The 12,793-nt window shown below is 70.3% G+C and carries 12 protein-coding genes; 6 read left to right on the top strand and 6 right to left on the bottom strand.

Annotation, left to right across the window (positions count from 1 at the left end; all coding sequences use genetic code 11):
- Nucleotides 1-48 precede the first annotated feature (48 nt).
- The 3 genes from AC4D12_RS02730 to AC4D12_RS02720 all read left to right on the top strand — a co-directional run bounded on the left by AC4D12_RS02730 (nt 49) and on the right by AC4D12_RS02720 (nt 1,663).
- Entirely contained in the window at nt 49-582 is a 534-nt protein-coding gene (locus AC4D12_RS02730) for a hypothetical protein (protein WP_490948244.1), read from the top strand.
- Between the two features lie 143 nt (nt 583-725).
- Entirely contained in the window at nt 726-1,172 is a 447-nt protein-coding gene (locus AC4D12_RS02725) for a DUF7793 family protein (protein ID WP_490948243.1), read from the top strand.
- Between the two features lie 14 nt (nt 1,173-1,186).
- Nucleotides 1,187-1,663 carry an NUDIX domain-containing protein gene (locus tag AC4D12_RS02720; protein WP_490948242.1) on the top strand — a complete coding sequence of 159 codons (477 nt, stop codon included), beginning with the start codon at nt 1,187-1,189 and terminating at the stop codon, nt 1,661-1,663.
- Between the two features lie 30 nt (nt 1,664-1,693).
- Here AC4D12_RS02720 and AC4D12_RS02715 read toward each other — a convergent pair whose 3' ends face one another.
- The gene (locus AC4D12_RS02715; protein ID WP_490948241.1) at nt 1,694-4,264 is read right to left on the bottom strand and encodes an MMPL family transporter; all 2,571 of its coding nucleotides are present in this window, start codon (nt 4,262-4,264) and stop codon (nt 1,694-1,696) included.
- Nucleotides 4,265-4,348: 84 nt separating this feature from the next.
- Entirely contained in the window at nt 4,349-5,029 is a 681-nt protein-coding gene (locus AC4D12_RS02710; RefSeq protein ID WP_490948240.1) for a TetR/AcrR family transcriptional regulator, read from the bottom strand.
- A gap of 118 nt (nt 5,030-5,147) precedes the next feature.
- Between AC4D12_RS02710 and AC4D12_RS02705 the strand changes: the two genes are divergently transcribed.
- From AC4D12_RS02705 to AC4D12_RS02695, 3 genes are all read left to right on the top strand, one after another.
- On the top strand, nt 5,148-6,122 hold the full coding sequence (locus tag AC4D12_RS02705) for an aldo/keto reductase (protein WP_490948239.1): 975 nt from the start codon (nt 5,148-5,150) through the stop codon (nt 6,120-6,122).
- A 63-nt stretch (nt 6,123-6,185) separates the two neighbouring features.
- A complete protein-coding gene (locus AC4D12_RS02700; RefSeq protein WP_490948238.1) occupies nt 6,186-7,100 on the top strand; it encodes a cation diffusion facilitator family transporter in 915 nt (304 codons plus the stop codon).
- Nucleotides 7,100-7,411, top strand: coding sequence for an ArsR/SmtB family transcription factor (locus AC4D12_RS02695; RefSeq protein WP_490948237.1), 312 nt, complete (start codon nt 7,100-7,102; stop codon nt 7,409-7,411). Before AC4D12_RS02700 ends, AC4D12_RS02695 begins: the two co-directional genes overlap by 1 nt.
- 96 nt (nt 7,412-7,507) lie before the next feature.
- On the opposite strand, the gene AC4D12_RS02690 is transcribed toward AC4D12_RS02695, so the two are convergent.
- The 4 genes from AC4D12_RS02690 to AC4D12_RS02675 all read right to left on the bottom strand — a co-directional run bounded on the left by AC4D12_RS02690 (nt 7,508) and on the right by AC4D12_RS02675 (nt 12,770).
- Nucleotides 7,508-7,936 carry a DUF779 domain-containing protein gene (locus AC4D12_RS02690; RefSeq protein ID WP_490948236.1) on the bottom strand — a complete coding sequence of 143 codons (429 nt, stop codon included), beginning with the start codon at nt 7,934-7,936 and terminating at the stop codon, nt 7,508-7,510.
- Nucleotides 7,937-7,944: 8 nt separating this feature from the next.
- Complete coding sequence (gene exaC / locus AC4D12_RS02685; RefSeq protein WP_490948235.1) at nt 7,945-9,468, bottom strand: acetaldehyde dehydrogenase ExaC; 1,524 nt, start codon at nt 9,466-9,468, stop codon at nt 7,945-7,947.
- Between the two features lie 160 nt (nt 9,469-9,628).
- Entirely contained in the window at nt 9,629-11,293 is a 1,665-nt protein-coding gene (locus AC4D12_RS02680) for a M23 family metallopeptidase (RefSeq protein ID WP_490948234.1), read from the bottom strand.
- Between the two features lie 118 nt (nt 11,294-11,411).
- Nucleotides 11,412-12,770: a GAF domain-containing protein gene (locus AC4D12_RS02675; RefSeq protein WP_490948233.1), complete on the bottom strand. Its 1,359-nt coding sequence runs from the start codon at nt 12,768-12,770 to the stop codon at nt 11,412-11,414.
- Between the last annotated feature and the right edge of the window lie 23 nt (nt 12,771-12,793).

Raw genomic sequence — 12,793 nt, 5'->3', positions numbered from 1 at the left:
CCCGGGCCGCTCGACGTCGGCGCATACCGTCCGGCGCATCGACTCCGCGTGTCGGACCTGCGCGCATCGCGGTGGTGGCACGTGGTGCTGGACGGTGCGAGACTGCAGCAGACACCGCACGTACGCCTGGGGACCGAGGAGGGAGACGACATCGAGAACGACTTCACGGTCACGCAGGACGCCGGGATCGCAGAGGTCGTGTGGCGGCCGGGGTCCGTGATCGGGCCGGCCGAGCTCGACGTCCTGGCGAACACGATCACCCACGCACCGCGGTGGCAGTCGCGTCCCATGCTCGTCCACCTCGATCTCATCCGGCACATCACACCGGCGGCCCGCCAGATGCTCGTCGCGTACCGCCACGAGGGGCCGATCGCGCTCACGGGCAGCGACCCCGTGGACCGGGTACTGGCCGCGTTCATCGCCCAGTCCCGCAGCCGCACGCGCTACTTCGCCCGGACCGAGGAGGCCCGCGCGTGGCTGGCCTTCCTTGAGCAGGACCGCCGCGCCGCCGCGCCGAGAGCTCAGCTGCCCCTGGAACCCAGCGAGCGGTCAGACCTGGTGACTGCTTCACCTCAGCCCTGACGCCCGGTGGTCGATCACCGGGCGTCAGGGCTGAGGTGATCGCGGGAACCGGGTGCTTACCGGTCGCGAGCTCATGCCTTCGATGGGAGGCCCGCCGTGTGCCTGTCAGGTGCTGTCACTACACTTCGTGCAAGGGGACGGGGATGGTGATGGATACACCGGAGCGGCGCTTCACGATCGAGTGCGAGGACGGTACCCTCGTGCGTGTCCGCTGGTCGCCCTCGCTGGTCCTCCGCAGCTCGGACGGCCGCTCGCTCACGGAGGCCCTCGACCACGCACTTCCCGGTCGCCGCGCGCACCTGCTGATGTTCCTGAACGGTATGGCCTTGCTGAGTCAGGGCGCGCTGGCGTACTTCGCCCAGCGGGCGTCGCTGTCCGCCGTCGCCCTCGTGGGGCCGTCCGTGCTGGACCCGGCGCTGACCGAGTTGTACCTCGAGGTCTACGAGCCGCCGTTCCCGGTCGCCTACTTCGACGCCGAGACCGCCGCCCGCTCGTGGCTCACACAGCAGCCCTTGATCGGCCCGCCGCTCGACCCGCCGTTCCCGTCCCCGCGCGACCCGCAGTCCCCGCCGTCGGAGTCTCCAGGCTGACCTAGATTGGGGAGATGGACTCCGCACACGACGACGGCCGCCCGACACCGCGCATCAGGGTGGGTGTGTACCTGGTCCGCGGTGCGGGCGAGAACACCCACGTGCTGGTCTTCGACCAGGTGGACCATCCGGAGGCCGGCACGCAGGTGCCCGGCGGCGGCGTGGACCCCGGGGAGTCCCTCGACGCCGCCGCCCGCCGCGAGGTGCTCGAGGAGACGGGCCTCGTGATCGACGGCCCGCTGCGCGCACTCGCGGCCGGCCACATGCTCATCGACTTCGCACCCGGTGAGCAGGTCAGCGTGTTCTTCGAGGCACGCACGGACGAGTCCCGGAACGGGTGGGACCACGTGGTCACGGGCGCGTCCGGGACGGCCGGGCCGGGTGACGACGTCGGGCTCCTGTTCCGCTGCTCCTTCGTGCCGCTCTCCCGGGCGATCGCGGCGGCGGACTCCTACCACTTCAGGTACACGCCCCTGATCGCCCGGGGCTGACCTGCAGGCGTAGTTTCGCCTCACCGGGGACTAGCGGGCTGCGAGCTCCCGTTCCTCCGCGACGGTGCGCCCGGCGGGTTCCTCCCGCTCCAGACGCGCACCCTCGACGTCGACGTCGGGCAGGATCCTCTCCAGCCACCCGGGGATCCACCATGCATGCTTGCCCAGCAGGTACATGGCCGCGGGCACGAGGGTCATGCGCACCACGAAGGCGTCGAGCAGCACGCCGAACGCGAGCCCGAAACCGATGGGCCGCACCATGGCGAGGTGGGAGAAGACGAAGCCCGCGAAGACCGAGACCATGATGATGGCCGCGGCGGTCACCACGCGGGCGCCGTGGCTGAAGCCGATGCGCACGGCAGCCTTCGGGTCATCGCCGTGCACGTAGGCCTCACGCATGCCGGACACCAGGAACATCTGGTAGTCCATCGCGAGCCCGAAGAGCACCCCGATGAGGATGATCGGCAGGAAGCTCAGGATGGGCCCCGGGTTCGTCACACCGAAGATGTCACCGAGCCAGCCCCACTGGTAGATGGCCACGGTGGCCCCGAAGCTCGCGAGTAGTGAGAGCAGGAAGCCGGTGGTCGCGATGATGGGCACGAGGATGGAGCGGAAGACGAGCAGCAGCAGGATCAGCGAGAGCCCCACGACGATCCCGAGGTAGAGCGGCAGGGCCTCCATCAGCTTCGCCGAGACGTCGATGTTCGCGGCCGTCTGCCCGGTCACCGCGATGGGGACACCGGTCTGCTGCTCAATCTCGTCCGTGGCCTGGCGGAGGTCCCGGACCAGGTTCTCGGTCGTCTCGCTCGCCGGACCCTCCTCGGGGATCACCTGGAAGATGGCCGTGCGGCCGTTCTCACTGACTGCGGCGGGAACGGCCGCGGCGACGTCCGGTACCTCGCGGAGGAGGTCGTTGACGTCGAGCTGCAGGGCGGTGCGGGCGGCCTCGTCGCTCGTCTCCGGCAAGGAGGCGACGACGATCAGCGGACCGTTGGTTCCCTCCCCGAACTTCTCGCCGATGGTGCTGTAGGCCTGGAAGGCCGTGGAATCGGCCGGCTCCGTGCCGCCGTCGGGCAGCCCGACGCGCAGCTGCGCGGCGGGGACGGCGATCACGCCGAGCACGAGGACGCTGGCCAGCACCGTGAGCACGGGGAGTCGGGTGACGAACCCGCCCCACCCGGCACCCCTGGCTGCGCGGGCATCGGCGACGGAGGTCGCGGACGCACCGCCCACCGGCACCTCGGCGGAGTGCTTGCTCCCCGTGGCCCTGGCCCAGCGCCGCTTGGAGATGACGCGCCGGCCCATGACGGCGAGCAGCGCGGGGGTGAGGGTGAGCGCCACGATCACCGAGACGGCCACCGTACCGGCGGCCGAGAGGCCCATGACGGTGAGGAACGGCAGCCCGGGTACGGCGAGGGCCGCAAGCGCCACGACCACGGTGATACCGGCGAAGAGCACGGCGTTACCCGCCGTGCCGGTGGCCCGGGCGATCGACTCGCGCGTCTCCATGCCGCGGAGCATCTGCGTGCGGTGGCGGTTGACGATGAAGAGGGAGTAGTCGATCCCGACGGCGAGCCCGAGCATCAGGGCGAGCACCGGGGAGATGCTGTTCATCTCGATCACGCCGGAGAGCGCGAACGTGAGGCCCACGCCCACACCCACGCCGATGACCGCCATGAGCAGCGGCAGGCCCGCCGCGATCAGCGTGCCGAGCATCAGGATCAGCACGACGGCGGCAACGGCGAGGCCCACGGCCTCGGTGGCACCGACGATCCCGGAGACGTCCTCGACGATCTCCTTGCTGTAGTCCACACCGACGCCCGCGGACTCCGCCTGCGCGGCCGCTTCCTGCACCGACTCCCGCAGCTCGGGTGACACGCCGTTGATCTGCTGCTCGAACTGCACGCTCGCAACGGCGGCCGTGCCGTCGTCGGACACCAGCTTCACGCCGGAGGAGGCGTCCAGCTGGCGCTGCGCCAGGTCGAGTTCCGTGCGCCCGGACTCGAGCTGCGCGCGTCCGTCCTCGAGCGTGGTCCTGGTGGCGTCCAGCTGCGCCTGCCCCTGGGCGAGCTGCTGCTCCGTCGCCGTCGCCTGCTCGGGTGGGAGCTGCGCGCGTGCCTGCTCGAACTGGCGGCGCTGTGCGTCGAGGTCCGTCTGTCCCTGGGCGAGCTGCTGCTCACCGGCGGTCAGCTCCGCCTCGCTCGCGTCGAGCTCGGCACGCCCCGCGACGAGCTCCTGCTCGCCGCCCGCCACCTGGTCCGCGACGGCGAACGGATCCACGACGCCGCGGACCCCGTCGAGGTCCGCGACCTCGGTCAGGGCGGACTGCACGGCGGCGCGCTGCTCCGGCGTGAATCCACCGTCGTCCTCCGCCGTGAACACGACGGTGCCCGTGCCTCCCACGGCGTCGGGCAGTTCCTCACGCAGCCGATCCGAGATGCGCTGCGATTCCGTGCCGGGGATCGTGAAGTTGTTGGTGAGGGTGCCCGAGAACGCGACGGCGGCACCGCCGACCGCCAGCATGATCGCCAACCACGCGGAGATCACCCACCACCGTCGGCGATACGCGAACGAGCCGAGCCGATAGAGCAGGAAAGCCATGGGGGGTCCTAGCGCACGAAGGGAATGGGGCAGGTGGTGGGTCGGTGGTGGGAGCCTCGACGAGCGGTGTGGGCCGGTCGCCGGTCAGGCAGGGCGGTCGGGTCTCACGGGTCCGGCCGTGGGATCGGCGAAGCCGTCCCGCAGCATGGTGAGGGTCCCGAGGATGCGGTCCTCCAGGTCGGCGCCCGAGGCGTCGTCGGAGGTGCTGGTGCCGGGCGCACCGGCGAATGCGATCGTCGAGGACGCCCAGTCGCGCATCGCAGCCTTGGTGCAGGCGAGCACACTCGCCACCAGTGCGCTCAGGTAGAGCTCCGAGGCCGAAGGGCCGAGGCGCAGGCGGAGTACCTCGACGATCCTCGCCTCCGCACGCTCCCAGGCATGGAGCTGCGCACGCAGCAGATCGGGGTTCAGCTCGGCCATCCGGAACAGCTCACCGTGCTGGCCGAGCCCTTCCATGCGCGTGGTCTCCGCGAAGGAACGGATGATCGAGTCGAACAGGGGCTCATCGGTGACCTGGTCGAACACCGTGATGGCCGTGTCCATGAAACCGTCCATGCGTACCGTGAGGGCATCCTCGGCGCTGTGGAAGTAGTTGAAGAAGGTGCGGCGGGAGACGCCGGCCCGCTCCGCGATCTGGTCCACAGTGAAACTCCCTGGACCCACCGACCGCGCGAGGTCGAACGCCGCGTCGGCAATGGCTCGTCGCGTGTCGATCTTGTTCTGCTCACGCCGTCCGGGCGGTTCGGCGGTTTCGGTTGTCTGCACCGCTCAAGCGTACCGATCATTTTGCACGGTGTGCAACAAGAGCTCTTCGCCCAGCCATCGCCGAGGATGCGGTCGTAGTCTGGCACCGGTTCCGTTCCCGATCGAGAGGCGCACCCCCATGAAGACCCTGACCCTCGGCTCCGGCCTCGACGTCTCCCAGCTCGGCCTCGGCTGCATGGGCATGTCCGCGTTCTACACCGGCTCCGGCACGGACGACGCCGGAGCCCTCCGGACCCTGCAGCGCGCCGTGGACCTCGGGGTGACCTTCTTCGACACAGCCGAGATGTACGGCCCCTACACGAACGAACAGCTGCTGGGCCGCGCCTTCGCGGGCCGACGCGACGACGTCGTGATCGCCACGAAGTTCGGCACCATCTCACACACCGCGGGCGGCACCCCCGGACTCGACGGCAGCCCGGAGAACGTCCGCCTCGCCGTCGACGGCTCCCTGAAGCGCCTCGGCACCGACCACATCGATCTCTACTACCAGCACCGCATGGACCCCACCGTCCCGGTCGAGGACACCATGGGCGCACTCGCGGGCCTGGTCGAGGAGGGGAAGATCCGTCACATCGGCCTGTCCGAGGCGGCGCCCGCGACCATCCGGCGGGCGCACGCGGTGCATCCGGTCACCGCCCTGCAGACCGAGTACTCGCTGTGGAGCCGCGAACCCGAGGCGGAGATCCTGCCGCTCGTGCGCGAACTCGGCATCGGCTTCGTGCCCTACTCCCCGCTCGGCCGCGGCTTCCTCACGGGCACCATCCGCTCGGTGGAGCAGCTGGACGCGTCGGATTTCCGGCGCACCAATCCCCGCTTCGCCGGGGAGAACCTCCAGGCCAACATCCGGATCGTCGAGGCGGTGGACCACGTAGCGCGGCAGCTCGGCGCCACCCCCGGGCAGGTGGCGCTCGCGTGGCTCCTCGCGCAGGGCGAGGACATCGCACCGATCCCCGGGACCAAGCAGGTGGCGTACCTGGAGGAGAACGTCGCCGCGGCCGACCTCGCCCTCTCCGCCGGGCAACTCGCCTCGCTCACCGCCCTCCAGGCCCCGGTCGGGGACCGCTACGAGGACATGTCCACGATCGACCGCTGACCGGAGGCGATGAGCCGACAGAAGCCGCTGTCGTCGGTTCATGCTCCGCTGTACTATCGGGTCATGGGTCAGCATCACCACCACGGTTCGACGACGGCGCCGCGCGCGCCCCTGGCGGGTGCCCTCGCCATCACGCTCGGCGTCTTCGCACTGCAACTCGTGGGAGCCGTGTGGACCGGGAGCCTCGCGCTGCTCTTCGACTCGGTGCACGTCCTCACCGACGCCGCAGGGCTCGCCATGGCCCTCGGCGCGGCGACCCTCGCCGTCCGGCCGGCCACCGCCCGGCGCTCCTGGGGTTTCCGCCGGGCGGAGGTCATCGCCGCGCTCCTGCAGGCCGCGTTCCTGCTGGCGGTCGGCGCGTACGTGCTCGTCGAGGGAGTGCGGCGTCTCATCACGCCGGAGGTCGTCGCGGCTCCGGAGATGATCGTCTTCGGCGTGATCGGCCTGGCCGGCAACCTCGCGGCGCTCGGGCTCCTCGCCCGGCACCGGACCGCCACCTTCAATCTCCGCGCCGCCTTCCTCGAGGTGCTGAACGACGCCCTCGGGTCCGTGGCCGTGATCGTCGCCGCCGTCGTCATCACGCTGACGGGCTGGATGCGCGCCGACGCCGTGGTGGCACTGCTCATCGGGGCGCTGATCATCCCCCGCACCCTGAAGCTCCTCCGCGAGACCATCGACGTGCTGCTCGAGTCCACGCCCGCCGGCATCGATCTCGAGGAGGTGCGCGCGCACATCGCCCGCCTCCCGCAGGTCCGCGACGTGCACGATCTCCACATCACGCAGATCGCCACCGGCCTGCCCGTCCTCACGGCGCACATCGTGGTGGACGACGCCTGCTACCGCGACGGCTCGGCGCACGCCGTCCTCGACCAGTTGCAGGAGTGCGTGGGTCAGCACTTCGAGGTGGGGATCGACCACTGCACCTTCCAGATCGAGCCCCTGGGTCACGTGCCGCACGAGACGGAGCTGAGCCACTGATGCTGCAGACCGTGACGTCCACCTCGGTGCTGGGGCGTGTGGGCACCGCCCTCTCGGACCCCACCCGCGTACGGATCCTCGTGGCCCTGACGGAGGCTCCCGCCTACCCGAGCGAGCTGGCCGACGCCCTGGGCGTGAGCCGCCAGAGTCTCTCCAACCACCTGTCGTGCCTGCGGGGCTGCGGACTCGTGGTGTCCGTCCCGGAGGGTCGGCGCACGCGGTACGAGCTCGTGGACCCGCGGCTGGGGCACGCCCTGAACGACCTGCTGGGGATCGTCCTCGCCGTCGACCCCGGCCACCACACCCACTGAGCAGCTCCTGGGTCCCGCGCACCTGGACCCGCTGCGCGGCGCAGGCAGGAAGGACCCGGCGATCGCCGGGCCCCTTCCTGTTCACCTGTGCGCGGGTCAGCCCATGAGCCGTGAGCGGATGAGGAACCGCTTGCCCTCCGGTGCCTCGACCGAGAAGCCGCTGCCGCGTCCGGGTACCACGTCGACCGTCAGGTGCGTGTGGCGCCAGTACTCGAACTGCTCCCGGGACATCCAGAACTCGATGAGCCGCGGCTCGCCGTCGTCGTCCCCCGCGGGTGCGGCGACCCTGCCCTCCGCACCCGCCGAGACGTCCAGGACGCCGAGCAGCACGTCCGCCTCGGCCGTGATGAACTCCCCCGCCGGGTAGCACATGGGCGAGGACCCGTCGCAGCACCCGCCCGACTGGTGGAACATCAGCGGCCCGTGGATGAGCCAGAGCCTGTCCAGCAGTTCCACCGCGCTGTCCGTCAGCGCCACCCGCGAGAAGGTGTCACCCGGGATGGTCACCGAGGCTTCGACGGTCATCGCATCTCCTAGAAGAACCCGAGCTTGGATTCCGAGTAGCTGACCAGGAGGTTCTTGGTCTGCTGGTAGTGGTCGAGCATCATGGCGTGGTTCTCGCGGCCGATACCCGAGGACTTGTACCCGCCGAACGCAGCTCCTGCCGGGTAGGCGTGGTAGTTGTTCACCCACACGCGCCCCGCCTGGATCTCACGGCCTGCGCGGTAGGCCACGTTGCCGTTCCTCGACCACACACCGGCGCCGAGTCCGTACAGGGTGTCGTTCGCGATCTCCATGGCCTCGGCGTAGTCGTTGAAGCGGGTCACGGACACCACCGGCCCGAAGATCTCCTCCTGGAACACGCGCATGCTGTTGGTGCCCTCGAATACGGTCGGCTTCACGTAGTAGCCCTCGGCGAGGTCGCCTTCGAGCATGTTGCGCTCACCGCCGATCAGGATCTTCGCGCCCTCCTGCGTGCCGATGTCCATGTAGGAGAGGATCTTCTCGAGCTGATCGTTGGAGGCCTGCGCACCCACCTGCGTATCGGTGTCCAGCGGGTTGCCCTGGATCATCTTCTCCACGCGGGCGATGGCGTCGCTCATGAAGGAGTCGTAGATGGAGCCCTGCACGAGCGCGCGCGACGGGCAGGTGCAGACCTCGCCCTGGTTGAGGGCGAACAGCGCGAAGCCCTCGAGCGCCTTGTCGTAGAAGGAATCGTTGCTGTCGGCGACGTCGGAGAAGAAGATGTTGGGGCTCTTGCCACCGAGCTCGAGCGTCACCGGGATGAGGTTCTGGCTCGCGTACTGGCTGATCAACCGGCCCGTGGTCGTCTCGCCGGTGAAGGCGATCTTACGGATGCGCTTGCTCGAGGCCAGCGGCTTGCCGGCCTCGACACCGAACCCGTTCACCACGTTCACCACGCCCGCGGGCAGGATGTCGCTGATCAGCTCCATCAGGACCAGGATCGACGTCGGGGTCTGCTCGGCGGGCTTCAGCACCACGGCGTTACCCGCAGCGATGGCGGGCGCGAGCTTCCAGGTGGCCATGAGGATGGGGAAGTTCCACGGGATGATCTGCCCCACGACGCCGAGCGGCTCGTGGTAGTGGTAGGCCGTCATGTCCTCGTCGAGCTGGGACAGGTGCCCCTCCTGGGCGCGGATGGCGCTGGCGAAGTAGCGGAAGTGGTCGATGGCGAGCGGCATGTCCGCGGCGAGGGTCTCACGGACGGGCTTGCCGTTGTCCCAGGTCTCGGCGACCGCGAGCAGCTCGAGGTTCTCCTCCATGCGGTCCGCGATCCGGTTGAGCACGGATGCGCGCTCCGCCACGGAGGTCTTGCCCCACGCGGGAGCGGCCTTGTGTGCGGCGTCGAGGGCGAGCTCGATGTCCTCGGCCGTGCCGCGTGCCACCTCGCAGAAGGCCTTGCCCGTCACCGGTGAGATGTTCTCGAAGTACTGGCCCTTGATCGGTGGCGCCCACTCACCGCCGATCCAGTTCTCGTACCTCGGCTTGAAACTGACCTTCGAACCGTCCTGGCCTGGCTGGGCGTAAACAGTCATTGTCCAACTCCTCGAATCCGCTGCGTACAGGACGTCGTCGTCCGTGTGCACAGCCTAGGAGGAAGGAAGTTGCACCGACGTTGCATCGTCACCGCTGCGCATCCCTCGCGGGGCGGGGTACGCGGCACGTAGGGCAAGCCGACGCCGGCCGGACACGGGATCAGGAGGGCGAGGACGTGCTCTCGGCCGATGGGACAGCAGACGGCGACGGCGTCCCGGTTGCCGGGATGCCAGGTGCCGGACTAGCAGGTGCCGGAGTGCCAGATGCCGGAGTACCAGGTGCCGGGGTGGCGGGATCCGTCGGGGTGGCGGGATCCGTCGGGTCCTCGGGATCGCCGCACGGTGGTGTCACGGGATCCGCCTCCTCGCCCGGCGCAGGCTCACCCTCGACGGGCGCCGGCGACGCAGGAGGAGCCTCAGGCCCCGGTGTCGGCGGAGGAGTCATCCCCGGCGTCGGCGCAGGAGCCGGCTCAGGTGTTGGCGACGCGGCCTGCAGGTCGGTCGGACCAGGGGTCGCCGGCGCGGCGGCACCCGGCTGCGCAGGTGCTTCCTCGCCGGGCACCTCTGGCGTCTGGTCGTCGTCGGTGTCGCACGAGGGATCCGGGTCGCTCGTGCCGGGCGGCGGAGGCGTCGGCGGAGGCGTCGGCGGTGCCGGAGGCGTCGGCGGTGCCGGAGGCGTCGGCGGTGCCGGAGGCGCGTGCGGTTCGAGAGGCGCAGGAGGTGCGGGCGGTTCGGGAGGCGCAGGAGGTGCGGGCGGTCCGGGAGGCGTCGGCGGCCCCGGAGTCGCGGGAGGTCCCGGAGGCGCAGGCGTCGTGTCGGAGCCCTCGCCGTTCGGCGGAGTGATGCTGCCGCCGTCGGGACGGCTGTTGCCGCCCAGCGACGTCCCACCGTCCGCGAGCCCGTCGTTCTGGGCCCTACCGTCGGCGACGAGCGGTGACTCCTGCCGTCCCGCTCCGACGGCCAGTGCGTCGGAGACCGGAGGCTGCTGATCAGACCGCGTGGACGACTGCGCCCAGGCCGGGATGTCCGAGACATCGGCCTTCCCCGGCGTGTAGTCCTCGAGCGCACCCTTGCGCTCGCCGTGCGTGGTCGTCTCGAGCGTCCAGCGCGCGGGATCGACGTGTTCGCCGTCGAGGATCGTCTCGAAATGCAGGTGGCAGCCCGTCGAGGAGCCTGTGGTGCCGAGCGTGGCGATGGGTTCGCCGCCGTCCACGGTGTCCCCCACGGAGACCGAGATGGCTTCGAGGTGGTTGTAACTGGTGATCAGACCGTTTCCGTGATCCACCTCGACCCTGTTGCCACCGCCCCACTGGTGCCAGCCGACGGCCCGGACCGTGCCGGCGTCCGCCGCGTACACCGGCGTCCCGCACGGAGCCGCGAAGTCCTGGCCCGTGTGGAACTCGCCCGCCTGACCGGTGATGGGGCTGGTGCGGAAGCCGAATGGCGAGGTGGGCACCAGGACGTCGAGGGGTGCGAAGAGTGCGCCCTCGGCGGGGCGGTTCGCCGGGACCGAGGTGGTGGAGATGTTGCTGGACCCTGCACCGGAACCCGCGCCGGCTGCGGCGTCCGTGATCCCGAGAGGCACGAGGAGGGAGGAGCCCACGGTCCCCGTGGGGATGAGGGCGTCGTCGACCAGGCCTGACAGCGTCACGGTCGGGGTGCGGTCGGGACCGACGGCGGATGCCGACTCCCAGGACTGCGGCACCACACCCTGGAAACCGACGAAGCAGACCACCATGGCGAGCGTCGCGTTCATCTTCGTGCGCGAGGCGCGGTTCCTCGCGGGCACCGTCGGTGTTACCTGGTGCTGTCCAACCTGCGTCACGAAATCCCCTTGTAAACCTGCTGTGTATGGCGGCCGCTGCACGCGGGATATGAGCCCACGTGACCATCTCAGCCACCATGGTCAACGGTAGTCTGCCGCCCGGCACCGCGAGACGGTTTTATTGCAATTCAGCAACAAAGTTTCGGGAAACATGAGGTGACGCAGAGGCAGCGAGCTCCGCCTCCACCTGCTCCAGGTGCGCGACGACGACGGCGCGCTTCGGTGACCGGGCCGGCAGAACCCGCAGCGCGAGGTGCCAGGCCTCGACGTCGTCCGCCGCTTCCGGGAGGGCGAGGTAGTCGGACACCGTCTCCGGTGAGCCGTCGTTGAGGACGGCGTCGCGCAGGAGGGTGGACACCTCGCGGCGGAGGCGACCGATGGCCGGTGCCTGCGAGCGCGGAAGGACCGGCCCCCTGTAGATGCCCAGGGCCATGCGGTGCGCGCCACGGTGGAGGTAGTTGAGCACCTGCAGGGCGTCGACCACGAGGTCGGAGCGCAGCCGGTACGGGCGCGATTCGGGCACCACGGCATCGCCGTGCGCGGCGAGGACCCTGCGGAGCCGCAGCATCTCGGCCCTCGCCGTCGAGACGGAGGCACCCTCGGGGTAGGCCATGACGGTGAGCTCGTCCGCCGAGAGCCCTTCGAGATGCAGCGCCAGCAGCACGAGCAGCTCGGCGTGGCGGAGGCTCAGCTCGAGCGAGGCCCCACCGGCGTGCAGGATCCCGTGATCCGTGCCGAGAACCTGCAGGCTGTCCCGGTAGAGCGCCGCCCGTGGCACCGACGCGCGCCTGGTCTTCGGCGTCGCCAGCCTGCGTTGCAAGCGGTGGATGCTCAGGTGTGCCTCCGCTGCCGCCACCGCCGCTTCCACGAGCGCCAGCGTGTGGGGGGCGACGGCCTCGCCGGCACCGGTGATGTCGATGACGCCGAGCACGGTGCCCGAGTCGGGATCGTGCAGCGGCACGGCGGTGCAGCTCCAGGGCCGGACATCCGGATTGAAGTGCTCCGCCCCTGCGATCTGGACGCTCCGCCCGAGGGCGAGGGCCGTTCCCGGGGCGCTCGTACCGACGGTCGCCTCGGACCAGTCGGTACCCGCCATGAACAGCATGCCCTCGGCACGGCGTCGCAGCTCACGGTCACCCTCGACCCAGAGCAGACGCCCGTTCTCGTCGCCCACGGCCACGAGCATCCCCGCCTCGAGGCTCGGCTGGACGAGCAGGCGGTCGATGACGGGCATGACGGTGGCGAGCGGGTGGCCACGGCGATAGGCCTCGAGCTCCTCCTCGGAGCAGAAGAGGGCGGCCTGCGCGGTGTCCGGCCGCGGGTGGAAGGTCAGCGACCTCATCCACGATTCCCGGACCACCCCGCGCAGCTTCCCCGCGACGTCGGCGCCGTGCTCGAGGGCCTCGTGTGCGGCGAGCGCCCCGCGTTGCAGCGCGTCGGACGAGAGATCCGCGACGGCGGCTCGGGACGGCGACATCGGCACTCCGCTTCATGACCTGT

The organism is Arthrobacter sp. TJ-266 (assembly GCF_058269115.1).
Note: the sequence above shows the minus strand (reverse complement) of the source record. Positions and strands in the feature narration are given on the sequence as shown.

Bases quoted from the DNA above. Each gene is read 5' to 3' on its own strand.
- AC4D12_RS02725 (WP_490948243.1), top strand. From the start codon at position 726: ATGGTGATGGATACACCGGAGCGGCGCTTCACGATCGAGTGCGAGGAC.
- AC4D12_RS02720 (WP_490948242.1), top strand. From the start codon at position 1,187: ATGGACTCCGCACACGACGACGGCCGCCCGACACCGCGCATCAGGGTG.
- AC4D12_RS02715 (WP_490948241.1), bottom strand. From the start codon at position 4,264: ATGGCTTTCCTGCTCTATCGGCTCGGCTCGTTCGCGTATCGCCGACGG.
- AC4D12_RS02705 (WP_490948239.1), top strand. From the start codon at position 5,148: ATGAAGACCCTGACCCTCGGCTCCGGCCTCGACGTCTCCCAGCTCGGC.
- AC4D12_RS02700 (WP_490948238.1), top strand. From the start codon at position 6,186: ATGGGTCAGCATCACCACCACGGTTCGACGACGGCGCCGCGCGCGCCC.
- AC4D12_RS02695 (WP_490948237.1), top strand. From the start codon at position 7,100: ATGCTGCAGACCGTGACGTCCACCTCGGTGCTGGGGCGTGTGGGCACC.
- AC4D12_RS02690 (WP_490948236.1), bottom strand. From the start codon at position 7,936: ATGACCGTCGAAGCCTCGGTGACCATCCCGGGTGACACCTTCTCGCGG.
- exaC (WP_490948235.1), bottom strand. From the start codon at position 9,468: ATGACTGTTTACGCCCAGCCAGGCCAGGACGGTTCGAAGGTCAGTTTC.
- AC4D12_RS02675 (WP_490948233.1), bottom strand. From the start codon at position 12,770: ATGTCGCCGTCCCGAGCCGCCGTCGCGGATCTCTCGTCCGACGCGCTG.